This window comes from Marinobacter algicola DG893 (genome assembly GCF_000170835.1).
Lineage (GTDB): Bacteria > Pseudomonadota > Gammaproteobacteria > Pseudomonadales > Oleiphilaceae > Marinobacter > Marinobacter algicola.
This window is the reverse complement of record NZ_ABCP01000023.1, coordinates 1-22,838: the sequence shown is the minus strand read 5'-3', so window position 1 is coordinate 22,838 and position 22,838 is coordinate 1. Positions and strand designations below refer to the sequence as shown.

The window sequence follows — 22,838 nt, the reverse complement described above, 5'->3', positions numbered from 1 at the left end:
AGGTAGCCTGTATTGTCAGTTGGGTAGCTGATCTTCTGACAGTCAGCTCTGTTCCGGTCATGTGGGGTGACGTTGGCCGGACGTTTCAGAAACCGGAAAAACAAAATCAGAGATGGATGGCGTGGAACAGACGAACGAAAGTTGGCGGATTCTTATAGTCGAAGATGATGAGAGGCTGGCAGAGCTGACCAGGGAATACCTGGAGAGTAACGGGTTGACTGTCGCCCTCGAAACTCACGGTGGGAACGCGGTGGAGCGCATCCGCAAGGAGCAGCCGGATCTGGTCGTCCTTGACCTGATGTTGCCGGGTGAGGATGGACTGTCCATCTGCAGGCGTGCGCGGCCTTTTTATCCGGGCCCGATTATCATGCTTACCGCCCGCACGGACGATCTGGACCAGGTGCTCGGCCTGGAAATGGGTGCCGACGATTACATCGGCAAACCGGTTCAGCCAAGGGTGCTGCTGGCGAGAATCCGCGCCTTGCTGAGGCGGGTTACCGAGAATGGTTCGGTAGCTGCGGAAGAGGGTAGCGGTGAAGAACCGGTCAGACTGCAGTTCAACAACCTGGTGGTGGACAGGTCCATGCGTGAAGCATGGTTGAGCGACGACAGTATCGATCTCACCAGCGCTGAATTCGACCTGCTCTGGCTATTGGCAAGCAATGCCGGCCGAGTGCTCAGTCGGGAGGAAATCTTCACCGCCCTGAGAGGGATCGAATACGACGGCCAGGACCGTTCGATCGATGTCCGGGTTTCAAGGATACGTCCCAAAATCGGCGACGATCCCATCCACCCGAGGCGCATTAAAACCGTACGCAGCAAAGGCTACCTGTTCGTAAAGGAAGCCTGACTGTTCAGTCTCTGGCGCTGGCCCGGCGGGGCCGGCGTTCATTGCCAGGGTTATCGCAATGCCCCTCAAGTTTTTTCTCAAGCTTTACGCCCGGCTGATTGGTCTTACCTTTCTGATTCTCCTGTTTTGTGCTGCCTTGTTCCTGGGTGTGAATTCCGTCAGGGGGCAGTATTGGCAAGAGCGGTTTTCAGAACCGCTGTTGCGCTGGCTTGTTGCAACACCCTATCCCCAGAAACAGTACCCATGGCTTGAGTCGTTCTACGATTTCCGGGTAACGCCGCCCGGTAACCTGTCGGTATCCGATGTCATCATGGAGCGTCTTTCCTACGGTCAGATAGTGTCGATGGACACCAGCATCGGCCAGCAAGTTATGGTGCGGAACGATAGCGGTGGGATCATCGACCTTCGATTCCGGGACATCTACAGTGACGTTGCTGAGGCAACCGCTCTTATCGCCCGCCTGCATCTCGATGACATGTCGCCGAACGGTCGGGAAGGTGCCATGTCGCAGTTATCCGATACGCTCGGGGTGGAGCTGCTGCCGGTTCGGGATCAGGCAGAACTTCCGGATTCCGAGGTGCTTGAGCGTGTCTCCGAACGGGGTATTTCGCTGTACCATCATCCCTCCCGGGATCGTGCCCAGGTGTTGATCCGTCTGGAAGACGGTACTCTTGTGGACATGGCAATGCCTGCGCCCTTCAATCCCTGGGCATGGCCGGTCGTGCTGCTGTTGCTCGTAGTGGCTGGAAGTGTTCTTGCATTGGCTCTCTACCTGGCGTTAAGGGATGTGGACAGCAATCTCCGGGCCGTGGAGTCGGTGGCAATCCGTATTGCCCGGGGCGAGATGGGCGCGCGGGTGGATGCTGGCGACAGCCGCCTTGTGTCCCGGCTGGCCGCCGCCTTCAACAGTATGGCGGAGCATATCCAGCGGTTGGTAGGGGTTCAGCGGGAAATGATCCACGCGGTTTCTCATGAATTGAGAACACCGGTTGCCCGTATTCGATTCGGTGTCCAGATGATTGAAAGCGCCAACTCTCCGGAAGCGCTCCAGAAGCAGCTTGACGGCATTGACGGCGACATCCAGGAGCTTGATGAGCTGATTGATGAAATCCTGACCTACGCCCGGTTGGAACAGGGTGGGCCCGTATTTGCGCTTCAGGAACAGTCGGTGAGTGATATCGTTCGCCAAGTGGTGGGCGAACAGCAGATGATCCGCCCCGTTCACGCCATTGAGGCAGACATTGACGATGAATCCGAACGCTGGTCACTGTCTGACGTGGAGCCACGGTATTTGCACCGGGCAGTTCAGAACCTGGTCGGAAATGCCGCTCGCTACGCGGCTGGCCGCGTGAAAGTCCACTGTCAGTTTGATGAGGATAATTGTCGCATCGATGTTGAGGACGACGGTCCCGGTATTCCCGAAGAGGACTGGGAAAAAGTGTTTACCGCATTTGCCCGCCTCGATGACAGTCGTACCCGCACCTCGGGCGGTTACGGTCTTGGCCTCTCAATTGTCAGGAGAATCCTATACTGGCATGGCGGGCAGGCGTTTGTCAGTCGCAGCGACGAGTTGGGTGGAGCTCGTTTTAGTCTGGTCTGGCCTCGCAAGAAGCCGATGGAGCACACCCTCTAAGCCATTTTGTGATGCGCCTCTCAGCCCCTAACCTGATGTAACAGACGCGCAACACAACCTCAACTGAAGTCTCGGCAAACCGAGCCGATACTTAGAGTGTAAGGGATGACTTTTGAGGTTGTAGTTCTTACGAACTTTCCTTGTTTCATTCGTCATTTGAGGGCCGGTTTTCCGGCCCTTTTTTTATGCCCGGCTTTTGCCATAGCGTTCTTATCAATCCTTTGAGAAGATTGCAGCATTGACCTGAACAATGCTGAAGCACCTGAAAGGACGCCCCATGACCCAGCACCTGCTCGCCATCGATCAGGGGACCACCAGTTCCCGCGCGATCATTTTCAATGCCTCCGGCCAGGCCATCGCCACGGCGCAACAGGAATTTCACCAGTACTTTCCGAAAGATGGCCAGGTGGAACACGAAGCCGGCGAAATCTGGAAGAGTACATTGGCAGTGTGCCGGGAAGTGCTTGAATCGTCAGGGTTGGATGCTTCGACCCTGGCGGGTATCGGCATTACCAACCAGCGGGAAACCACGGTGATCTGGGACCGGAAAACCGGAGAGCCTATTCACCGCGCGATTGTCTGGCAGGATCGGCGCACGGCGTCTGTTTGTACCAAACTCAAATCCGACGGCCATGAAGGTACGGTGGTTGAACGCACCGGTCTGTTGATTGATCCGTATTTCTCCGCCACCAAGATTGCCTGGATACTCGACCATGTCGACGGTGCCCGTCAGAGAGCGGAAGCCGGCGAGCTTGCCTTTGGTACTGTGGACTGCTGGCTGCTCTGGAACCTGACTGGCGGGCGCTCCCACAAGACCGATGCCACCAACGCCTCGCGCACGGCGTTGTTCAATATCCATAATCAGCAATGGGACGACGAGTTGTTGACTCTCTTCCGGGTTCCCCGGGCGCTGTTGCCGGAGGTGCTTGATTCCGCAGCCGACTTCGGCACCACCGACAGGCAGTGGCTGGGAGCTTCGGTGCAGGTCGCCGGCATCGCGGGCGACCAGCACGCAGCACTGATCGGGCAGGCCTGTTTCGAGCCCGGCATGGCGAAAAGCACCTATGGCACTGGTTGTTTCCTGATGCTGAATACCGGCGAAAAGGCACTACGCTCCGAAAACAGGTTGCTGACAACCATGGCTTATCGTTTGAATGGCAAACCTTGCTACGCCATGGAAGGCAGCATCTTTGTTGCCGGCGCCGCCATGCAATGGCTCAGGGACGGGTTGAAGCTTATCAGTCACGCCAGCGAATCCTCTGATTACGCCTCGAAAGTGGGGGCGGAAAACCCTGTTTATCTGGTGCCGGCCTTTACCGGGCTGGGTGCACCCCACTGGGACCCGCATGCCCGCGGGGCGATTCTCGGCCTTACCCGGGACACCGGAATCGGCGAGATCGTCACCGCTGGCCTGCAATCCGTGTGCTATCAGACCAAAGACCTGATCCGTGCCATTCAGAACGATGGCGCGTCTCTGCAGGCTCTTCGGGTGGATGGTGGCATGGTGGTCAACGACTGGGTGATGCAATTTCTGGCGGATATCCTCAATGTGCCGGTGGACCGTCCCCGCGTGACGGAGACCACGGCTCTGGGGGCGGCCTATCTGGCCGGGCTGCAGACCGGTGTATACCAGGGGCTGGACGAGATAGCACAACTCTGGGAGCGGGAACATCGCTTCGAATCGGCCATGAAGCCGGCGCTGCGGGAGACCCTGTACGCCGGCTGGCTGGATTCCGTGGAGCGGGTTTGTAATAACTGAGGTTCTGGTTCTCAGGTTCTTTCGAAGGCGATCAGATGGTCCGCCTCCACCCGGACTGGCACGTGTTCGCCCAGGTGAAAGTCCAGATGGCTCCGGAACAGGGCTTCGAACTCGGTATCTTCCGAGCAGCGAAAGCGATAGAGCGTCGAGGTCCCGGCAAAGGTCTTTTCCACCACCTTTGGTTTAAGCTCGGAGCTGGCATCGTAGACGATGTCGTCCGGCCGGATCAGTACGTCGACCAGTGTTCCGGGTTGCCAGGGGTAGGCGCGGTTGCCGCGGATGACCCCCAGCTCGGACTCAATCGTGTCCGGCCCCAACGCTTTTCCCGGAACGAAGCCCCCTTGGCCTACGAAGCCCGCAACAAAGCGATTCGCAGGTTCGTGGTAGAGGTTGTAGGGCACATCCCATTGCTGTATCCCTCCGTCTTTCAGAACCGCCACCTGGTCACACATGGCGAAGGCTTCCTGTTGATCGTGAGTAACCAGGATGGCACTGATACCAAGTGTCTTGAGGATTTCCCGCACATCCAGGCTGAGTCGGCGGCGCAGGTCAGCGTCGAGATTCGAGAACGGTTCGTCCAGCAGTATCAATGTGGGTTCCGGTGCCAGCGCACGGGCAAGCGCCACCCTCTGTTGTTGCCCTCCCGACAGCTCATGGGGGTAGTTGTCGGCGAGATCCTGTAGGTGAACCACCTTGAGCAACTCGGTGACTTTCTGATGTTTTGCCTCGCGATCCTCTCTGCGTAAGCCGAAGCCGACGTTTTCGGCAATGGTCAGGTGTGGGAACAGGGCGTAATCCTGGAACACCATGCCGATCCGGCGTTTCTCGGGGGCGAGAGTGCGGCCGGGCAGGCTGATGGAGCTGGACTGCAGGCAGATTTCACCGGTATTGATGGGAAGAAAACCTGCCAGTGCCCGCAGGATAGTGCTCTTTCCGCAGCCGCTGGGGCCCAGCAGACAGCCGATATCGCCGTGGCTGAGGGCAAAGTTGACGTTCCTGACCACGGAGCCATCGCCATACCCGCAGGACAGGTTGTTTACTTCCAGCAGCCAGTCAGCAGGCTGAACCAGGCTATCGGTCATTCGGTCAGTCCAGTCGATTGAGAATCAGGAATTCCAGCAGCGCCTTCTGGGCGTGTAATCGGTTTTCGGCTTCGTCCCAGACCACCGAGCGCGGGTGTTCCATCATGTCCGCAGATATTTCCTCGCCACGGTGCGCGGGCAGGCAGTGCATGAAGAGGGCGTCCTTGTCCGCCATCTTCATCAGCGAGGGATTGATCTGGTAGTTCTGGAAGGCTCTTTGGCGGGCTTTCTGTTCGTCTTCCTGCCCCATGGAAGCCCAGACATCCGTGACCAGGAGATCAGCGCCCCTGGCGGCCTCAGCCGGATCATGAACCACCGACACCCGATCCTGGTGGGTTTTCAGCAATTCACTGTCAGGTTCGTAGCCCTCCGGGCAGGCAACGCGCAGGTTAAAGCCGAACTGCGTTGCTGCATTGATGTAGGACTGGCACATGTTGTTGCCATCGCCAATCCAGGCCACGGTGCCGCCGCGAATGCTGCCGCGATGTTCCCGGTACGTCTGCATGTCGGCCAGCAGCTGGCAAGGATGGAAATCATCGGTCAGAGCGTTGATGACGGGCACCCTGGACGCCGCCGCAAATGCGTCGACCGTATCGTGAGAAAACGTCCGGATCATGACAGCGTCCACCATGCTGGAAATCACGATGGCAGAGTCTTCAATGGGCTCCCCGCGCCCGAGCTGGGTGTCGCGGGGAGAGAGAAACAGCGCCGCGCCACCGAGCTGGGTCATACCCGCCTCAAAGGAGACTCGGGTGCGGGTGGACGATTTCTCGAAGATCATTGCCAGGACACGATTTTTCAGAGTTTCGCGCACGGCGCCCCGGCGCCAATCGTTACGGAGTCTAGTGCCGTGGTCGACCAGACTTTCAAGCTCGTCGGAGCTTAAGTCATTGAGTGTGAGAAAATGTCTTACTGCCATGGGATGGCCCTTAATTAATCGATAACCCTATCCAGCAGATCCGGATCCATTCGTGGTTACAACCGGCCCGTGGTGATCATTGTCCTGAAACGGCAATACGCCAGCACGCGGTGAGAGCCGCACTGGCGGGAAATACGGAAACGGAGGTTGCCTGAAAGGCAGGGGCCCAAGTCTAGCCCGTCAGGGGGCTGAAGACAACGCCAGGGCATGCGTGGGTATCAGGTGGTGTTTGGTGAGCGTCACGGGACGTGTACAATAGTGTCAGGTATGTCGCAACCGGGCGACCCCGTTTCCAATGAGAGGTGAGAGTTCATGGACATCAACGAAACCATCAAGAGCCAACTTGAGGAAAACGCCATTATCCTCTATATGAAAGGCACTCCGCAGGCTCCGCAGTGCGGTTTCTCAGCGAAGACCGTCCAGGCGCTGATGGCGTGTGGCGAGCGGTTCGCCTTCGTGAACATTCTGGATAATCAGGAGTTGCGTGAGGGCCTGAAAGTGTATTCAAGCTGGCCAACTTACCCGCAGCTCTATATCAAAGGTGAGCTGGTAGGCGGCTGCGACATCATTCTTGAAATGTCCGAAAGCGGCGAACTGGCCGAGCAGGTCAAGGCAGCTGCGAAACAGGCTGAAGCCTGAGTTAACCGCATTTAAAGGCGTTCCGGGGAGAAAATGAGTTCAACCCGGAATCGCTTCCTTCCCGAATATTCTTCCGGTGGTTCTGGATAAGGGCTAGCTAGCAGGGCAGCCTGATAAATCGCTCGGTCTATGTCGTTAAAGCCCGTCGATTTAGTGACCTTAGCGCCTGTAAGTGCTCCGCTTTGCAGCAATCTCAGCTCGACCTGACTGGTCACCTGCGTGGTAACGCTATGGCTGGAGGGGACCGGTCGTTTGCCAAGTTCCTTGCCAATGTGTACGGCCAGGCTTGCCATATAAGGATCCACATCCCCTGGTGACGACGCTATCCGGGTGATTCTTTCCGGCGTCTTTTCCACCGGTTTCTCCGGGGTGCCCGCGGTAGTAGAGGCTGAGTCTCGCGAGGGCGTTTTCCGCGTCGGGGGCTGAGGCTCCACCACGGGTGTGTGCGATGATGGCGTCGAGCGTACAGTTGGTGCTTTGTTCCGGGGATGATTGGTGTCGACTTGAGACGACTTTACAGTGATGGACTCATCACGCTGGTCGTTGTTGGGCGATGTCGCGCTGGCGGCGGATTCCGGTAAGGGAACACTGCCAGGACGGACCAGTTCGACTTCCACGGTCTGACGATGGCTTTCCATTTTTGGAGCCGTGAAGGGAAGGGTGGCCATTACCAGCGTATGAAGCAACAAGGCAACCGATATCGCCAGGGTGATCCGGTATTTGTCCGGGAGGCCGGTAACACTGCCATACTCCAGCATTGTCGCTCAGGCGCTCCCGGTGCTTATCCTGCCTTGCTCCGCAAGCTGCCCACAACGGCATCCAGCGCCCGGTCTATCAGCGCTCCCTGTTCAAGGACGGTCAGACGTCCGCGCCGCATCTCATGGGCCAGGTCGGTACGGGTTTTCTCGATCACCTTGAGCCCCATGCGATTCACGAACACAAAGCAGTCTGCTTCCTCAATGATGGCGGACAGTTTGCAGCGGAAGCTGGCCCCATTGACCAGGTTGAACTCTACCCAGTTGCCGATTTCAATAGCGTCGATCTGTGCCACATACTCGGCGATGGCGGCGTCTTCAAGTTCCTGTTGGCGCTCGACGGCCGTCTGATGGGCTGTGGGTATGTCTTCTTCGGGGTCCGGCTCGGGAGAGTCTTCCATGGCTTCGGCCAGGGCGTTGGCCCGGAAAGCTTCCGTTAACTCGTGCTTGAGGTCCGCCATCATCTCATCCAGCTTGGATGAGTTGTAGGAAACCTCTTCAAGCCCGGCCCGGAGTGACTTCAGCAAGCCGGGAACCACGCGAACCCATTGATCCCGCTCTTCATCTTCCTGGTGCGGGTGTAGGCACCAAATGAGGTCATCCACCACGCGGACGGTCTGTAGCCAGCGGTGCTCCACGTCGTCTCTCAGATAAGCCAGGAACATTACCCGACTCCAGCCGTTGATCAGGATGTTCCGCACCGGCTCCTGAAGCTTGTAACGTGCCAGTTTTTTTTGCAGCAACTGATCGACGGTTTCCTGAGCTTTTTGCGATTTGATACGTCCGCGCTCGGATTCCCGGGTGCGCTGCTCGACCAGGGAAGACTTGCGGTTTTCCCTTGCCAGGAACTGTTCGAACTCCTCGCCCAGGGTTTCAAAGAGTGTTACGTCACCATCGAATTCGTTCAGTATGCGAACGACAATGGCGTGGATCTGTTCGTAAAGCTTGTCGCGGGTTTTCTCGTCACTCTCGCTCCAGCCGATGCCGGCTCGTGCCAGGGAGTTCAGCAGGCGGCGGGCAGGGTGAGTCGCTTTGCTGAAGAACGACTTGTCCTTGATAACCACCTTGAGGATGGGAATCTGCAATCGGCTGATCAGGACCTGCACGGGGGCCGACAGGTTGTAATCGTCGAGAATGAATTCAAACAGCATGGATACAAGGTTGATCAGGTCCTCGTCCATTTCCGCCAGTGCCGGCTTTTTGCCATCGCTGGTGGTTCCGGCCTGTGCCAGCAACTGTTGGACGACCTGGTGCAGGTCAACCATCACCGGCTCGCCGGCACTCAGATTGCCGCTTATCTGTTCACCAGGGGGGTGCTGGGGAAGTGAGCCGAGGAGGCTTGCCAATTCCGCGCCCCCCACAACATGAATATTGGGGTCGGAAGCCCGCGGCGGAATGCCCGCGTTGGCGCGCTGGAGGGCCAGCATCTGCCGGATCTGGTCGAACATGGCACCTTCATGGTGCCCTTGCTGACTTTCTGCGACAGTGGGGCCGGTCGTTGATCCGGCGTTCCCGCCTGTTTCGTCAGCGTGACTGCCTGATGCTGTCTTGTTCTGCTGCTTACCGGCCTTGCCGTGGTAACGGAAATTGGGAATCACGCCAGCCTGGATGAGAATTCGGTTGGCTTCGTCCAGCAACATGCCAAGGTTGGAGACAACGTAACGGTCAAATTGCTTGAGCAGGATCAGGCGCTCGCGAATCTGGATTTCCAGTGCCTGGATAGCTTCCACGAAGGCACTGCAGAGATGCTCTGGCGCCATCGGGTTAACCGGTGCTTCATCGCTGGCGCCCGGATAAACCACACTGAAGCGTGTCTGCAATTGTAACAGGGGGCCCTGGAAGTGCACCTTGGACTTGGTGATCATGGCATTGAGGGCAACCTGTTCTTCCAGATCATCATCACCGACCAGCGAAAGGCTGTCTGAATTGGTCTGGCTGGCAAGGCTTTCATCGGCTGCCACGCTGCCGCTTTGAGGCGGGTCGGCGAACAGTTGTGCTACCGCATTTTGGAAATGACGCTCTACACCCTTCCGCTTGATACGGATTTCGCGCATCGCCTCGAAATAGCGGTTCTGCTCGTTGTTGCTTCTGGCATTGTTTGCCAGTTCGAACAGCGAGTCATCAACTGCATCAAATGCACCCTGCAACAAATCCCCCAGCCCGGCAACGACGGTGTCGCGGATGCGGACCACCTGTGCAGGTACGGGATTTGAGCTCCCTGCCTCCCGGTGCTCGCGGAGATAATGTATGCCGGACTGCTTATTCATGGCCGACTCCTGTGTACGCCTCAACCGGATACATGACCGAGCTTACAACTGTATTTTCTCTTTATACGTTAAATCTACCGCATTTTAACACACGGTAACATGACCAATCGCTAACAAAACCCACTAAAGTTCCAGAGCACCCCAAGGAACGGCGGATCCTATGCCTTCCGGCATGTCGTTATTATTTATCGCGTGATTCCAGTCTTGGGTGGAACCGCATTTCGGTCAAGAGAAATATTAAAATTTGATCTTTCTAAATAGTCAGGTGTTATAGCCAGATGATCTAGCCCGTAGCGCGCTTTTTCTTCTTTTTGGGATGAACGATCGCAGCCTTGACCACATTGTCCTTGATTTGGAGCACCTCTACCCGGTGCCCTCCCACTTTCAGGCACACGTTGGTGTCCGGGATGTTTTCCAGAGTTTCGGTGATAAGGCCGTTGAGGGTTTTGGGGCCATCAATGGGCAGTTTCCAGCCGAGGGTTTTGTTGATAGTTCGCACCGCGGATGTGCCATCAATGATGTATGTGCCATCGTCCTGGGGAATGATGTCGGGGCTGGTGGCGGCGTAATCGGTGGTGAATTCGCCGACGATCTCCTCAAGAATGTCTTCCAGTGTCGCCAGGCCGAGCACTTCGCCGTACTCGTCAACAACAATGCCGAAGCGTCGTTTCTCCTTCTGAAAGTTGATCAGTTGGGTGTTCAGGGGGGTGCTTTCCGGAATGAAGTAGGGCTCACGGCATAGCTGCATCAGCATGGCCTTGTTGATTTCATCGTGAAGCAGGAGTTTTGATGCGTTGCGCAGGTGAAGCACGCCCTGAATGTTGTTGATGTCCCCCTTGAACACCGGCAGGCGAGTGTGCTGGCTGCTTCGCAGTTGACGCAGGATGGTGTCCAGATCATCGTCCAGGTCGATCCCGACCAACTCATTCCGTGGCACCATGATGTCGTTTACGGTCACTTTTTCGAGATCGAGGATGCCGACCAGCATGTCTTTGTGGTTGGCTGGGATCAGTGCGCCCGCCTCATTTACAAGGGTTCTCAGCTCCTCTCGGCTGAGATGCTCGTTGGCGGCATCGTCGGCGGACACGCCGATGATCTTCAGGATGGCGCCGGTAAACAGATTGACCGCCCAAACCACGGGATAGAGTATTTTGAGCAGCGGCCCCAGTACGTGGCTGGCTGGAAAGGCAATCTTTTCGGGGAACAGTGCGGCGAGGGTTTTGGGTGTGACTTCGGCAAAGATCAGGATAACAATGGTCAGCAGGACGGTGGCGATGGCAATCCCGGCGTCGCCCCATATGCGGATAGCAATCACTGTGGCGATGGCTGAGGCAAAGATGTTGACGAAGTTGTTGCCGATCAGGATGACGCCGATCAGCTGGTCGGTACGATTGAGGAGCGACTGCGCTCGCCGGGCGCCTCTATGGCCGGTCTTGGCCATGTGCTTCAGGCGATACCGGTTCAGTGACATCATTCCGGTTTCAGAACTGGAGAAGAAGGCGGAAAGCAGGATGAGCCCTGCCAGGATGATGAACAGCGCGGTAAGCGATGTTTCGTTCAAGACTGAGTGTCCTTATGTTGCCGACAAGTTGGGAAAATAGGTGGTTGAAAGTCGGGGTGTCAAGTTGGCGTCTGTCCGGGAGGCATGGTGGCGTCAGCCGCCCCGGTGAAAAATCAGTTCCAGTACGAACTTGCTTCCGTAGAAGGCGAGCATTAAAAGGGCGCACCCCGCCAGTGTCCAGCGGCTGGCGGTAATGCCACGCCAGCCCTTTGTGTAGCGCCCGATCAGCAAGGCTATGAAGACGATGAGTGACAGCAGCGAGAACAGCGTTTTGTGGGCCAGGTCCTGGGCGAACAGGTCGTCGATGAAAAGGGCCCCGGTCACGATAGCCAAAATCAGCATGACCACGCCTGCCCACACCAGCTCGAACAGCAATGACTCCATGGTCTGCAACGGTGGCAGGTTGCGTATCAGGACGCTGTTGTAGTTCTGTTTGAGCTGGCGATTCTGCAGGTAGAGCAGCACCGCCTGTATGGCGGCCAGCGTAAACAGGCTGTAGGCTGTCACCGACAGTGCGATATGGGAGAGCATTCCGTAGTGGTCTTCCGGTACCAATCGGGAAGGGGAGTGGGTGATCAGGCCCATAATAATGGTCAGTGCTGCCAGCGGGTAAACGCCAAGGAAAAGGCTTTGAACCGGTTTGCGAAGGTTGAGGGCTAGCAGCAAAAAAGCGATCAGCCAGGAAATAAGGACAGAACTCTGGAAAAAGCCGAAATCGAAACCGCCTTCATGGTGGACGGTCTGGGCGATCAAAAGGCCATGTGCTGTCAGGGCCAGCAAGCCGATAAGGGTGGTGATGGCAATGCTGGTGTGTACCCGTCCCCGGAAGCTGAGAGCCTGCAGGGCGGTACCTACGCTGTAGAGCAATAACGAAGTGACCGCGAGGATCAGCGTTCCCATGACGTCCTTTTTTATAACCACTTTCTGACTCGATATCGGCGGGGTTCCACACCGATTTGACCGGGCTGGTCGTTTCAGGGCGATAGTCTGGTTATAATGTCGCGATTATGCAACAGGAATCAAGGAACCTGATCGGGTTCCGGTGTTTCATGCAACCAATTTATCCGGGTACGGAAGAGCAACATGTTTGAAAACCTCCAGGACCGACTTTCCGGCAGTCTGCGCAAGATATCTGGGCAGGCGCGGCTGACCGATGACAATATAAAGGAAACGCTGCGTGAAGTGCGTATGGCGCTTTTGGAGGCGGACGTTGCCCTGCCTGTGGTCAAGGCATTCATTGAGGGCGTGCGTCAGCGGGCAGTCGGGCAGGAGGTTCAGCGTAGCCTGAGTCCGGGCCAGGTATTCGTTAAGGTTGTCCAGCAGGAGCTTGAACGTGTGATGGGGGATGGCAACGAATCCCTCAATCTGGCCGTACAGCCACCGGCAGTGATTATGATGGCCGGTTTACAGGGCGCCGGTAAAACCACCACGGTGGCCAAGCTGTCCCGCTTCCTTAAGGAAAGGCAGAAAAAGTCTGTTCTGGTAGTAAGTGCCGACGTGTATCGCCCGGCGGCCATTCGTCAGTTGGAAACGCTGGCTGGTGAAGTGGGTGTGGAGTTCTTCCCGAGCTCTGAGGACCAGGATCCGGTTGATATTGCCAATGGCGCCATGGATGCAGCCCGCAAGAAGCACATCGATGTTGTCATTCTGGATACCGCCGGCCGCCTGCACGTTGATGAGCAGATGATGGGCGAGATTGGTCGTCTTCATAAGGCCGTCAACCCGGTGGAAACCCTGTTTGTGGTCGACGCCATGACGGGTCAGGATGCCGCCAATACGGCCAAGGCCTTTAACGATGCGCTGCCGCTGACGGGCGTTGTCCTGACCAAGACCGATGGCGATGCCCGTGGCGGTGCCGCGCTGTCGGTGCGTCACATTACTGGCAAGCCGATCAAGTTCCTGGGTGTGGGTGAGAAGTCCGATGCCCTGGAGCCGTTCCATCCTGACAGGGTGGCGTCCCGGATTCTGGGTATGGGGGATGTTCTCTCCCTTATAGAGGAAGCCGAGCGCAAGATTGATCAGAAGAAAGCCCAGAAACTGACAAAGAAGATCAAGAAAGGTAAGAGCTTCGATCTTGAGGACTTCCGTGATCAGCTTCAACAAATGAAGAGCATGGGCGGCATCGGCGGCCTGATGGATAAACTGCCCGGCATGGGGCAGATGGCACAGATGGCCCAGCAGCAGGTTAATGACAAGTCCATGGGGCAGATGGAAGCCATCATCTGCTCGATGACGGCTAAAGAGCGTCGCTATCCGGATGTGATCAATAACTCCCGCAAGCGCCGCATTGCGACGGGGTCTGGTACGCAAATCCAGGACGTGAATCGTTTGTTGAAGCAGCACAAACAAATGCAGAAAATGATGAAGAAATTCGGCAAGAAGGGCGGAATGGCTAACATGATGCGTGGTCTTGGCGGTATGATGCCGCCGGGTGGCGCAGGCGGCGGAATGCCCCCGCGTGGGCGTATGTAGAAACCGGGATGTTTTCCCTGTTTTCTTTGGCGTTCATTTAGCATAGAATAGCGCCCCTTTCGAGTATGGGTCTTCGCGCCAGTCAGTGTTTTCTGAAGCTTGGCGGGTGTGAATCGTACAAAGTTCGTACAACAGAACAGGATATTGGTCGAAATGGTAATAATCCGTTTGGCTCGTGGTGGCTCCAAGAAGCGCCCGTTCTACCATCTGACAGTGACAGACAGCCGCAAATCCCGTGACGGTCGTTTTATCGAGCGTGTTGGTTTCTTCAACCCGGTTGCCCGTGGCCAGGAAGAGCGTCTGCGTATTGATCGTGATCGCATCGATCATTGGCTGGGTCAGGGCGCCCAGACCAGCGAGCGCGTTGCACAGCTGCTGAAAGGCGCTGCTGCAGAGTAATTGAAAGAACGTTTCACCACCGGGGTTAGGGTATGGCTCAGCATTCGCAGGAAACTGTGATTGGTCAAATTACCTCGGTGTTTGGGGTCAAGGGGTGGCTCAAGGTCTACTCTTATACCGACCCCAAGGACGGAATACTGAACTACCGGGACTGGACTTTGGTTCACAACGGCAAGCGTATCCCGGCCAGGCTTGAGGAAGGTCGCCGGCAAGGCCAGGGGATCGTCGTCAGGCTTAAAGGTATTGATGATCGTGAATTGGCTCGCAGTTACTGTGGTGCCGACGTTATTGTGTCTACCGCGGAATTGCCGCAGCTTCCCGAAGGGGAGTACTACTGGCATCAACTGGAAGGCCTTGATGTGTTCACGACAGAAGGTGAGTGCCTGGGTAAGGTGCATCATCTGATAGAAACAGGCTCCAACGACGTCCTGGTGGTGCGGGCAACCGACGCTTCCATTGACCAGCGCGAGCGGCTGATTCCCTATCTCCCGGACCAAGTAGTCCGGAGCGTGGATCTTGCCGGCTCGCGTTTGGTGGCCGACTGGGATCCGGAGTTCTGACGGGTGTGGATTGGCGCGGTCAGTCTGTTCCCGGAAATGTACGCTGCGGTGACGGATTACGGGATTACCGGAAGGGCGGTTCGTGATGGTCTGTTGACGTTCACGGCCTGGAATCCTCGGGAATTCACCCATGATCGTCACCGAACGGTAGACGACCGGCCCTATGGTGGCGGTCCCGGTATGCTGATGAAAATTCAGCCCTTGCGGGATGCTATTCATGCGGCGAGGGAGTCTGCGCCCGGGCGCGCTTGCGTGGTTTATCTGTCTCCTCAAGGGGAGCCGATGAATCAGGGTGTGGTTGAGTCGTTGGCAGCGGAAGATAGCCTTATTCTCGTCGCCGGGCGATATGAGGGTGTTGATGAACGCCTGATATCGGCGGAGGTTGATCGGGAGGTGTCACTGGGAGATTTCGTACTTTCCGGTGGCGAATTGGCGGCCATGGCTGTCATTGATGCGGTTACACGCCTCATCCCCAGAGCGCTGGGTCATGCGCAGTCGGCAGAGCAGGATTCCTTTGCCGACGGTTTGCTGGATTGTCCGCACTACACCCGGCCGGAGGTTTACGAAGGTCAGGCTGTGCCGGATGTTTTGTTAGGCGGTCACCATGATCAGATCCGGCGTTGGCGGCTGAAACAGTCGTTGAGGCGAACCCGGGAGCGACGCCCCGACCTGCTGGAAAAGCGGGTATTTACGGACGAAGAGCGTGAGCTGCTGGAAGAGATTTTGAACGAACCGGGTGCCTCTGAATCATCAGGGCATTAAAAGATTGGGTATCAGGAGCACATACGATGAGCGGCAAGAACAACATCATCAGTCAAATTGAATCAGAGCAGATGACCAAGGAAATCCCTGCCTTTGCGCCGGGTGATACCGTGGTGATCCAGGTTCGCGTTACCGAGGGCAACCGTGAGCGTTTGCAGGCGTTCGAAGGCGTTGTGATCGGCAAGCGCAACCGTGGCATGAACTCTTCCTTCACTGTACGGAAAGTGTCCTACGGTGTGGGTGTTGAGCGTACCTTCCAGACCTTCTCCAAGCTGATCGACAGCATCAGCGTGAAGCGTCGTGGTGACGTTCGCCAGGCCAAGCTTTACTACCTGCGTGACCTGTCTGGCAAGGCGGCTCGTATCAAGGAGAAGCTGGGCTGATCAGCGGAAGTTGCTGGAACAGTTCGTCAGAAAAAGGCAGCCCAAGGCTGCCTTTTTCGTATCCGGTTGCCAGAACTTTTCCTGTCCGTTTCGTTTCGAGTAGGCCGCCATGCCCCGGAAACCCGCCTCCAGAGTTAAGCTTCGATCACAGGATGAAGCGGTCATTGTGCGCTTCACCGATGCCATCTGGCTTGAAGATGGGTTGGGCGAAAAAACCCGCCAGGCGTATCGGAGTGATCTTGAGCGGTTGGCGGCCTGGCTGCAGGAGCAGCCGGGAAAGCCCTTGCTGACCGAGGTGCGCCGGACCGATTTGCTGAGCTGGATATCCCGTGGGTTGTCTGACGGTTTCAAAACCTCCACGGCTGCCCGTCGCCTCTCCGGTCTTCGTCGCTTTTTCCGCTACCTTTTGCGAGAAGGCGTGATCGCTGAAGACCCTACGCTGCGAATAGATAGCCCCCGCCTTCCTCGACGGTTGCCGGACTCGTTGTCGGAAGACGACGTGGAAAACCTGTTGTCGGAACCCGATCCTGAAGTGCCTATCGAGCTTCGTGACAAGGCGATGATGGAAATCCTGTACGGCTGTGGTTTGCGGGTTTCGGAGCTTGTGGCTTTAACGGTGGATGAGGTGAACCTGCGTCAGGGCGTAGTCAGGATTGTTGGCAAGGGCAATAAAGAACGCCTGGTTCCACTTGGCGAAGAGGCGGTTGATTGGCTGGTGCGTTACATGAGGGAGGGGCGAGGTGAGCTTCTCAAGGGGCGGGCCAGCAACGCACTGTTTCCGGGTAATCGCCCCACTGCGATGACGCGGCAGACTTTCTGGCACCGGATAAAGCATTACGCACTCCGGGCTGGAATTCACAAACATCTGTCACCCCATACCCTTCGACATGCCTTTGCCACCCATCTGTTAAATCATGGTGCGGACTTACGGGTGGTCCAGATGCTGCTTGGGCATTCGGACTTGTCGACAACACAGATATACACCCATGTGGCGCGTCAGCGATTGCAATCGCTGCATCAGGCTCATCATCCGCGAGGTTAGGGCGTCGTAACGCCCCTGGTTAGTCGGCAGCCATGGGGCTTGGTACACTGAACTTTTTGCGGGCAGTGGTGTCGCACAAACTCGGCTGAGTTCGCCGTCTGACGGACTATATACCTTCGTGATTCTGGAAAACTGGAAACCAATATGCTGATCAAGAACTTGTTTAAACCCTTGTTGCCACTGGTGCTCGCTACGCTGGCGGCTGGCGCCCACACCGCTCACGCGGGCGAGGTCGAGGATACGATTGCCGACAAACTCACCGCAGCGATTCCGGGGCTGAAGATATCCGATGTCCGCAAGTCGGAGGCTGAGGGTTTGTACGAGGTGTATAGTAATAACGGCGATACCATTTTCACAACGGCCGATGGTCAGTACCTCCTGACCGGCGACCTGCTGAAAGTGACCGCGAACGGTATTGCCAATATCTCTGAACAGGGCAGGGCGTCCCAGCGCGCTCAAACCATGGACGAGTTCGGTGATGAGGGGCTGATCAGTTTTCCGGCCAAGGGCACCGAAAAGGCGTCTATTGCCGTGTTTACCGATATCGATTGCCCATACTGCCGCAAGCTGCATGACGAGGTTCCGCGACTGAACGAATTGGGTATTACGGTCAATTACTATGGCTTTCCCCGTTCCGGCCCCAATACGCCCTCTTTTCGCAAGTATATTTCCGTCTGGTGTTCCGATGATCCGCAGGCTGCCATGAATGCCGCCAAGCAGGGTCGATCCGTGGATGATCAGAGCTGCGAGAACCCGGTCAGGGAGCAATTCGAGCTGGGTAGTCGCGTCGGTGTGACGGGTACCCCGGCGATCGTATTGGAAGACGGTAATATGGTGCGTGGTTATGTGCCGTCCGAAAAACTGGCTGAAGGCCTGGGGCTGCTCTGATAGGCTACGGAATGTCTCCATTGCCTGTTCGTCAGGCGGGGCTTATTCGGGCGCCCGTTAACCGTTATACTATCGCTCCGCACAGCAACCCATCGGGAACAGAGGTGAAAGCTTGAAAGACGTCAATGTCGGAATCTGCGGACTGGGAACAGTCGGCGGTGGTACGTTCAACGTACTGACCCGGAATGCCAGCCTGATCACGGGCAGGACAGGTTTCAATCTCCGTATTGCCCGGGTGGCGACACGCACCCCGCGCAAAGAGTTTGATCTGGGGGATATCCCGTTCAGTACCGACATTTTTGACGTGGTGAACGACCCGTCCGTGGATGTTGTGGTCGAGCTTATTGGTGGTTATGACACCGCAAGGGAGCTGGTGCTGGCTGCCATCCGGAATGGCAAGCACGTGGTCACCGCCAACAAGGCGCTGATTGCGGTTCACGGCAACGAGATTTTCGAAGCGGCCGCGAAACAGAATGTGATCGTTTCCTATGAGGCTGGCGTTGCCGGTGGTATCCCCGTTATCAAGGCTGTTCGTGAAGGTATGGCGGCTAACCGGGTCGACTGGATCGCCGGTATAATCAACGGCACCGGTAACTATATTCTCACCGAGATGCGCGCCGGCCGTGAGTTCGCGGAAGTGCTGAAAGAAGCCCAGGACCTGGGGTACGCCGAAGCGGACCCAACGTTCGACGTGGAAGGTATCGACGCCGCACACAAACTGACGATCCTGGCTTCTGCGGGCTTTGGTGTGCCGCTGCAATTTGAAAAGGCCTACACCGAGGGGATTTCAGAAATCACCCCTTACGACATCGCTCACGCGGAAATTCTTGGTTATCGCATCAAGCATCTGGGGATTGCACGTCGCCGTGATGAGGGCATCGAGTTGCGGGTGCATCCCACGCTGGTTCCGCGCAGCCATCTCATTGCACAGGTGGATGGTGTGTTGAACGCAGTTCTGGTGGACGGCGATGCCGTCGGCCAGACGATGTATTACGGCCCGGGTGCCGGCGACGAAGCCACGGCATCGGCGGTCATCGCCGATATCATCGACGCTGCCCGTTCTGTGGCTGCCAAGAGCAACCAGCGGGTTCCTTACCTCGGCTTCGAGCCTGCGGCAATGGAAGATCTGCCGGTGCTGCCCATGGAGGATGTCCAGTCCGCCTACTACCTGCGTATACAGGCGCTGGACCGTCCCGGTGTGCTGGCGAAAGTTGCCTCGATCCTCAGTGAGCATGGCATCAACATCGAGTCCATTATGCAGAAGGAGTCGGAGCTGAAAGATGGTCGAATCCCGGTCATTATCCTGACCCATACGGTCCAGGAGCGACAGATCAACCGCGCCATTGAAGAGCTGGAAGCCCTGAGCGATATCGACGAAAAAGTCGTCCGTATCCGCGCCGAAAACTTTAACTGACAGGAACGCAAGGTGAGATACATCAGTACACGGGGCGAAGCTCCCGCCCTGGGCTTTGAAGACGTCCTGCTAACAGGCCTGGCCACTGACGGTGGCCTGTATGTTCCGGAATCACTGCCTCATTTCAGCGTGGAGGAAATCCGCAGCTGGCGTGGGCTTTCCTACAGCGAGCTTGCTTTCAAGGTAATGCATCCCTTCGTCGACGACGCGATTCCGGCGGAGGATTTCCGTAGGATGCTGGACGATACCTACGGCGACGTATTTGCCCATAAAGCGGTGGCCCCGCTGGTTCAGCTGGACACCAACGAGTGGGTTATGGAACTGTTCCGTGGCCCCACCCTGGCGTTCAAGGATTTTGCTCTGCAACTTTTGGGGCGCCTGTTGGACTACGTGCTGGAGAAACGCAAGCAGCACGTGGTGATCATGGGGGCAACGTCCGGTGATACCGGCTCCGCTGCTATCGAGGGTTGCCGCCGCTGCGAGCATGTGGACATTTTCATCCTGCATCCCCACGAGCGGGTCTCCGAGGTGCAGCGTCGCCAGATGACGACCGTGAAGGGTGACAACATCCACAACATTGCAGTGCGCGGTAACTTTGACGATTGCCAGCGCATGGTCAAGGCGAGCTTTGGTGACCAGTCATTCCTCGGCGGCCAAACACAGCTTGCGGCGGTGAATTCCATTAACTGGGCCCGAATCATGGCTCAGATCGTCTACTACTTTCATGCGTCGCTGGCGCTTGGCGGCCCGGATCGCAGCATGGCGTTCTCGGTACCGACGGGTAACTTCGGCGATATCTTTGCTGGCTACCTGGCCAAAAAAATGGGGCTGCCGATCTCCCAGCTGGTGATCGCCACCAACCGCAATGACATCCTGCACCGCTTTATGAGCGGCAATCGGTACGAGCAGCTTCAGCTTGAGCATACCCTGTCACCCAGCATGGATATCATGGTGTCCAGCAACTTCGAACGTCTGCTGTTTGATTTGCACGGACGTGATGGGCTGGCTGTGAAAGAGATGCTGGAGAAAGCGTCCGAAGGGCCGGTCAGTATTGAAGACTACCGCTGGAAGCACGCCCGCAAACTGTTTGACAGCGACGCTGTGGACGATGAAGGTACCACGGACACCATCCGTGAAGTGTTCGAGCAGAATGAATATCTGCTCGACCCCCATACCGCCATCGGTGTGCGCGCGGCCCGCAACTGTCGTCGTGATCCCGCGGTACCAATGATCACTCTCGGCACTGCCCATCCCGCCAAGTTCCCGGATGCCGTGTTGCGCTCAGGTGTTAAAGCCGAGCCGTCGCTGCCAGCGCATATGTCGGACCTGTTCGAACGGGACGAACAATACGCTGTTCTGGATAATGACCTGCCGGCTGTGCAGGACTTTATCGCCAAACACTGGAAGAATACCTGATCGGTATGACACCGAAAAAAATCCTGCGTCGCCCTGGTCCGGAAACCACTCCGGACTGGGGTCAGAATCTGCCCCCACTGCTTCGCCGTCTTTACGCCGCCCGTGGCGTGACTTCCGATGATCAACTCAGCTACACACTGAAACACCTCGCGTCGCCCATGGATCTGAGAGGTGTCGACCGTGCCGTTGCTTTGTTGGCGGAGGCCATCACTGACCAGCAACGGGTGTTGGTACTGGGAGACTTCGACGCCGATGGCGCCACCAGCACGGCGGTTGCCATGCTGGGGCTGGGGATGCTGGGGCTGAACGATATTGACTTCCGCGTGCCCAGTCGGTTTTCCGACGGTTACGGTTTGACGCCAGGCATTATCCACCGGCTGAGAGATGAGGGTGCGCTGCCGGACCTGCTAGTGACTGTGGACAACGGTATTTCCGCAGTAGAGGGTGTTCGGGTTGCCCGAGAACTGGGTATCCGGGTGGTTGTAACCGATCATCACCTGGCCGGTGAAACCTTGCCCGACGCGGATGCCATCGTGAATCCCAACCAGCCCGGCTGCCCCTTCCTGAGCAAGAACGCAGCGGGCGTTGGTGTGATGTTCTATGTGTTGACGGCTCTTCGAAAGCATCTGCGGGAGCAGGGCCTGTTGCCAGAACCGCAACCTAATCTCGGTAATCTTCTGGACCTCGTGGCGCTCGGCACCGTGGCGGACGTTGTTCCTCTGGACCATAACAACCGCATCTTCGTGGAGCAGGGCCTGCGTCGCATTCGCCAGGGGGAGGCCCGCCCCGGTATTCTGGCGCTGCTGGAAGTGGCAGGCCGAGACCACACTGAAATCAGCTCCACGGACCTCGGTTTTGTGGTTGGCCCAAGACTGAATGCAGCTGGTCGCCTGGACGATATGAGCGTGGGCATTGCCTGCCTGCTGTCGGACAGCCGTGACGAAGCCCAGCGCCTGGCCCGCGAACTGGATACCTTCAACCGCGAGCGGCGTACCATCGAAAAGGACATGAAAACCCAGGCCCAGGACCTGCTGGCGTCCATGTCGCTGGATATTGAGGGTTTGCCTTGGGGCCTGGCCCTGTTTGACACCGACTGGCACCAGGGTGTGATCGGCATACTGGCGGCCCGTATCCGCGAACAGACCCACCGCCCGACGATTGCGTTCGCCCCCGACGACAATGGCGAGGACATCAAGGGTTCTGCCCGTTCCATCCCGGGCTTGCATATCCGCGATGTGCTGGCCGCTGTTGATGCCAGACACCCGGGTATGATGAAAAAATTCGGCGGCCACGCCATGGCGGCAGGCATGACCCTGTCCCGCGGTGATCTGGACGCGTTCAGTGACGCGTTCGACCGGGCGGTCCGCGATACCTTGCGGGCGGAAGACCTTGAGGCGGCCATTACCACCGATGGCCCTCTGAGCCCGGATGAGCTTCACCTGGAAACCGCCACCCTGTTAAAGCGTGCCGGTCCCTGGGGTCAGCATTTCCCGGAACCCCTGTTTGACGGCAACTTCCGTGTGGTTAGCCAGCGCATCGTTGGCGAGAATCACCTGAAGCTGGTGCTCCAGCCGGAGGAGGGCGGCGACATCATTGACGGCATCGCCTTTAACACCGGGCCGGAAGTGCCCGATTACACCAAGACGGGGGCGCGGGTGGTTTACAAACCTGATGCCAATACCTTTCGTGGGCGTACTAACCTGCAGCTAATGGTGGATTATCTGGAGCCGCTGGGCTGAGTACGGAGATCCAGGAGCCTGGCTATTGGCGCTTCGGGCTTGGCGGGCTGACCCCCGGGGAAATACAGGTCGAAGGCGCTGTTGCTGATGGAATAGATGCCCACAAACGCAACCATGGTCACAATCGGCAGCAGGTACATGGGAGGCACCGACAGCAGGCGCACAAAGAAGCCGACCAGCGGTATGTTGAGAACCAGCAGAAGCACGTTGCCATCAGCAGAGCGGCAATCACACCCCAGACATATCCGCGTTCTGGGTAAACATCAGCGGGCCTGGCGTGATGTTCAATGAAATCAGC

Annotated in this window: 21 protein-coding genes; 14 read left to right on the top strand and 7 right to left on the bottom strand. The window is 57.2% G+C overall.

All coding sequences use genetic code 11. From position 1 onward, the window contains the following. The first annotated feature begins 112 nt into the window (after nucleotides 1-112). From MDG893_RS13720 to glpK, 3 genes are all read left to right on the top strand, one after another. Nucleotides 113-850 carry a response regulator gene (locus tag MDG893_RS13720; protein ID WP_007154402.1) on the top strand — a complete coding sequence of 246 codons (738 nt, stop codon included), beginning with the start codon at nucleotides 113-115 and terminating at the stop codon, nucleotides 848-850. A 58-nt stretch (nucleotides 851-908) separates the two neighbouring features. After that, nucleotides 909-2,483, top strand: a complete 1,575-nt coding sequence (locus MDG893_RS13715) for an ATP-binding protein (RefSeq protein WP_007154401.1) — start codon at nucleotides 909-911, stop codon at nucleotides 2,481-2,483. Nucleotides 2,484-2,760: 277 nt separating this feature from the next. Then, complete coding sequence (gene glpK, locus MDG893_RS13710) at nucleotides 2,761-4,242, top strand: glycerol kinase GlpK (protein WP_040474618.1); 1,482 nt, start codon at nucleotides 2,761-2,763, stop codon at nucleotides 4,240-4,242. 11 nt (nucleotides 4,243-4,253) lie between these two features. On the opposite strand, the gene MDG893_RS13705 is transcribed toward glpK, so the two are convergent. Next, nucleotides 4,254-5,324: an ABC transporter ATP-binding protein gene (locus MDG893_RS13705; RefSeq protein WP_007154399.1), complete on the bottom strand. Its 1,071-nt coding sequence runs from the start codon at nucleotides 5,322-5,324 to the stop codon at nucleotides 4,254-4,256. 4 nt (nucleotides 5,325-5,328) lie between these two features. Further along, entirely contained in the window at nucleotides 5,329-6,243 is a 915-nt protein-coding gene (gene argF, locus MDG893_RS13700; RefSeq protein ID WP_007154398.1) for an ornithine carbamoyltransferase, read from the bottom strand. Nucleotides 6,244-6,555: 312 nt separating this feature from the next. On the opposite strand from argF, the gene grxD reads away from it, so the two are divergent. Beyond that, nucleotides 6,556-6,882, top strand: coding sequence for a Grx4 family monothiol glutaredoxin (grxD, locus tag MDG893_RS13695; protein WP_007154397.1), 327 nt, complete (start codon nucleotides 6,556-6,558; stop codon nucleotides 6,880-6,882). Nucleotides 6,883-6,893: 11 nt separating this feature from the next. Here the strand turns inward: grxD and MDG893_RS13690 are convergent, their stop codons facing one another. The 4 genes from MDG893_RS13690 to MDG893_RS13675 form a co-directional block, all read right to left on the bottom strand. Continuing rightward, nucleotides 6,894-7,640, bottom strand: coding sequence for an energy transducer TonB family protein (locus MDG893_RS13690; RefSeq protein ID WP_007154396.1), 747 nt, complete (start codon nucleotides 7,638-7,640; stop codon nucleotides 6,894-6,896). Nucleotides 7,641-7,663: 23 nt separating this feature from the next. Continuing rightward, nucleotides 7,664-9,904: a DUF1631 domain-containing protein gene (locus tag MDG893_RS13685; RefSeq protein WP_007154395.1), complete on the bottom strand. Its 2,241-nt coding sequence runs from the start codon at nucleotides 9,902-9,904 to the stop codon at nucleotides 7,664-7,666. Between the two features lie 283 nt (nucleotides 9,905-10,187). Then, nucleotides 10,188-11,465 (bottom strand): HlyC/CorC family transporter, encoded by a 1,278-nt coding sequence (locus tag MDG893_RS13680; protein ID WP_007154394.1) that lies wholly within the window; start codon nucleotides 11,463-11,465, stop codon nucleotides 10,188-10,190. A gap of 93 nt (nucleotides 11,466-11,558) precedes the next feature. Then, nucleotides 11,559-12,365 carry a cytochrome C assembly family protein gene (locus tag MDG893_RS13675; protein WP_007154393.1) on the bottom strand — a complete coding sequence of 269 codons (807 nt, stop codon included), beginning with the start codon at nucleotides 12,363-12,365 and terminating at the stop codon, nucleotides 11,559-11,561. Nucleotides 12,366-12,548: 183 nt separating this feature from the next. Here MDG893_RS13675 and ffh point away from each other — a divergent pair, with 183 nt between their 5' ends. The 10 genes from ffh to recJ all read left to right on the top strand — a co-directional run bounded on the left by ffh (nucleotide 12,549) and on the right by recJ (nucleotide 22,540). After that, nucleotides 12,549-13,937: a signal recognition particle protein gene (ffh, locus tag MDG893_RS13670; protein WP_007154392.1), complete on the top strand. Its 1,389-nt coding sequence runs from the start codon at nucleotides 12,549-12,551 to the stop codon at nucleotides 13,935-13,937. Nucleotides 13,938-14,090: 153 nt separating this feature from the next. Continuing rightward, nucleotides 14,091-14,336, top strand: coding sequence for a 30S ribosomal protein S16 (rpsP, locus tag MDG893_RS13665; RefSeq protein ID WP_007154391.1), 246 nt, complete (start codon nucleotides 14,091-14,093; stop codon nucleotides 14,334-14,336). 32 nt (nucleotides 14,337-14,368) lie between these two features. Then, nucleotides 14,369-14,896 carry a ribosome maturation factor RimM gene (gene rimM / locus MDG893_RS13660; protein WP_007154390.1) on the top strand — a complete coding sequence of 176 codons (528 nt, stop codon included), beginning with the start codon at nucleotides 14,369-14,371 and terminating at the stop codon, nucleotides 14,894-14,896. A gap of 3 nt (nucleotides 14,897-14,899) precedes the next feature. Beyond that, entirely contained in the window at nucleotides 14,900-15,658 is a 759-nt protein-coding gene (trmD, locus tag MDG893_RS13655; protein WP_007154389.1) for a tRNA (guanosine(37)-N1)-methyltransferase TrmD, read from the top strand. 26 nt (nucleotides 15,659-15,684) lie between these two features. Next, entirely contained in the window at nucleotides 15,685-16,041 is a 357-nt protein-coding gene (rplS, locus tag MDG893_RS13650; RefSeq protein WP_007154388.1) for a 50S ribosomal protein L19, read from the top strand. A 109-nt stretch (nucleotides 16,042-16,150) separates the two neighbouring features. After that, entirely contained in the window at nucleotides 16,151-17,083 is a 933-nt protein-coding gene (gene xerD, locus MDG893_RS13645; RefSeq protein WP_007154386.1) for a site-specific tyrosine recombinase XerD, read from the top strand. A 144-nt stretch (nucleotides 17,084-17,227) separates the two neighbouring features. Then, entirely contained in the window at nucleotides 17,228-17,971 is a 744-nt protein-coding gene (locus tag MDG893_RS13640) for a DsbC family protein (RefSeq protein WP_007154385.1), read from the top strand. Nucleotides 17,972-18,083: 112 nt separating this feature from the next. Further along, on the top strand, nucleotides 18,084-19,385 hold the full coding sequence (locus MDG893_RS13635) for a homoserine dehydrogenase (protein ID WP_007154384.1): 1,302 nt from the start codon (nucleotides 18,084-18,086) through the stop codon (nucleotides 19,383-19,385). 12 nt (nucleotides 19,386-19,397) lie between these two features. Continuing rightward, nucleotides 19,398-20,801, top strand: coding sequence for a threonine synthase (gene thrC / locus MDG893_RS13630; RefSeq protein ID WP_007154383.1), 1,404 nt, complete (start codon nucleotides 19,398-19,400; stop codon nucleotides 20,799-20,801). A gap of 5 nt (nucleotides 20,802-20,806) precedes the next feature. Then, a complete protein-coding gene (gene recJ, locus MDG893_RS13625) occupies nucleotides 20,807-22,540 on the top strand; it encodes a single-stranded-DNA-specific exonuclease RecJ (RefSeq protein WP_007154382.1) in 1,734 nt (577 codons plus the stop codon). Here the strand turns inward: recJ and MDG893_RS21265 are convergent. Further along, nucleotides 22,519-22,746, bottom strand: a complete 228-nt coding sequence (locus MDG893_RS21265) for a tripartite tricarboxylate transporter permease (protein WP_007154381.1) — start codon at nucleotides 22,744-22,746, stop codon at nucleotides 22,519-22,521. The two genes, recJ and MDG893_RS21265, sit on opposite strands and share 22 nt — an antisense overlap. Between the last annotated feature and the right edge of the window lie 92 nt (nucleotides 22,747-22,838).

Coding starts and splice junctions, on each gene's coding strand:
- argF (WP_007154398.1), bottom strand. CDS start 6,243: ATGGCAGTAAGACATTTTCTCACACTCAATGACTTAAGCTCCGACGAG.
- MDG893_RS13675 (WP_007154393.1), bottom strand. CDS start 12,365: ATGGGAACGCTGATCCTCGCGGTCACTTCGTTATTGCTCTACAGCGTA.
- MDG893_RS13640 (WP_007154385.1), top strand. CDS start 17,228: ATGCTGATCAAGAACTTGTTTAAACCCTTGTTGCCACTGGTGCTCGCT.
- MDG893_RS13685 (WP_007154395.1), bottom strand. CDS start 9,904: ATGAATAAGCAGTCCGGCATACATTATCTCCGCGAGCACCGGGAGGCA.
- MDG893_RS13690 (WP_007154396.1), bottom strand. CDS start 7,640: ATGCTGGAGTATGGCAGTGTTACCGGCCTCCCGGACAAATACCGGATC.
- recJ (WP_007154382.1), top strand. CDS start 20,807: ATGACACCGAAAAAAATCCTGCGTCGCCCTGGTCCGGAAACCACTCCG.
- MDG893_RS13715 (WP_007154401.1), top strand. CDS start 909: ATGCCCCTCAAGTTTTTTCTCAAGCTTTACGCCCGGCTGATTGGTCTT.
- rpsP (WP_007154391.1), top strand. CDS start 14,091: ATGGTAATAATCCGTTTGGCTCGTGGTGGCTCCAAGAAGCGCCCGTTC.
- MDG893_RS13720 (WP_007154402.1), top strand. CDS start 113: ATGGATGGCGTGGAACAGACGAACGAAAGTTGGCGGATTCTTATAGTC.
- rimM (WP_007154390.1), top strand. CDS start 14,369: ATGGCTCAGCATTCGCAGGAAACTGTGATTGGTCAAATTACCTCGGTG.
- rplS (WP_007154388.1), top strand. CDS start 15,685: ATGAGCGGCAAGAACAACATCATCAGTCAAATTGAATCAGAGCAGATG.
- MDG893_RS13705 (WP_007154399.1), bottom strand. CDS start 5,324: ATGACCGATAGCCTGGTTCAGCCTGCTGACTGGCTGCTGGAAGTAAAC.
- ffh (WP_007154392.1), top strand. CDS start 12,549: ATGTTTGAAAACCTCCAGGACCGACTTTCCGGCAGTCTGCGCAAGATA.
- xerD (WP_007154386.1), top strand. CDS start 16,151: ATGCCCCGGAAACCCGCCTCCAGAGTTAAGCTTCGATCACAGGATGAA.
- glpK (WP_040474618.1), top strand. CDS start 2,761: ATGACCCAGCACCTGCTCGCCATCGATCAGGGGACCACCAGTTCCCGC.
- grxD (WP_007154397.1), top strand. CDS start 6,556: ATGGACATCAACGAAACCATCAAGAGCCAACTTGAGGAAAACGCCATT.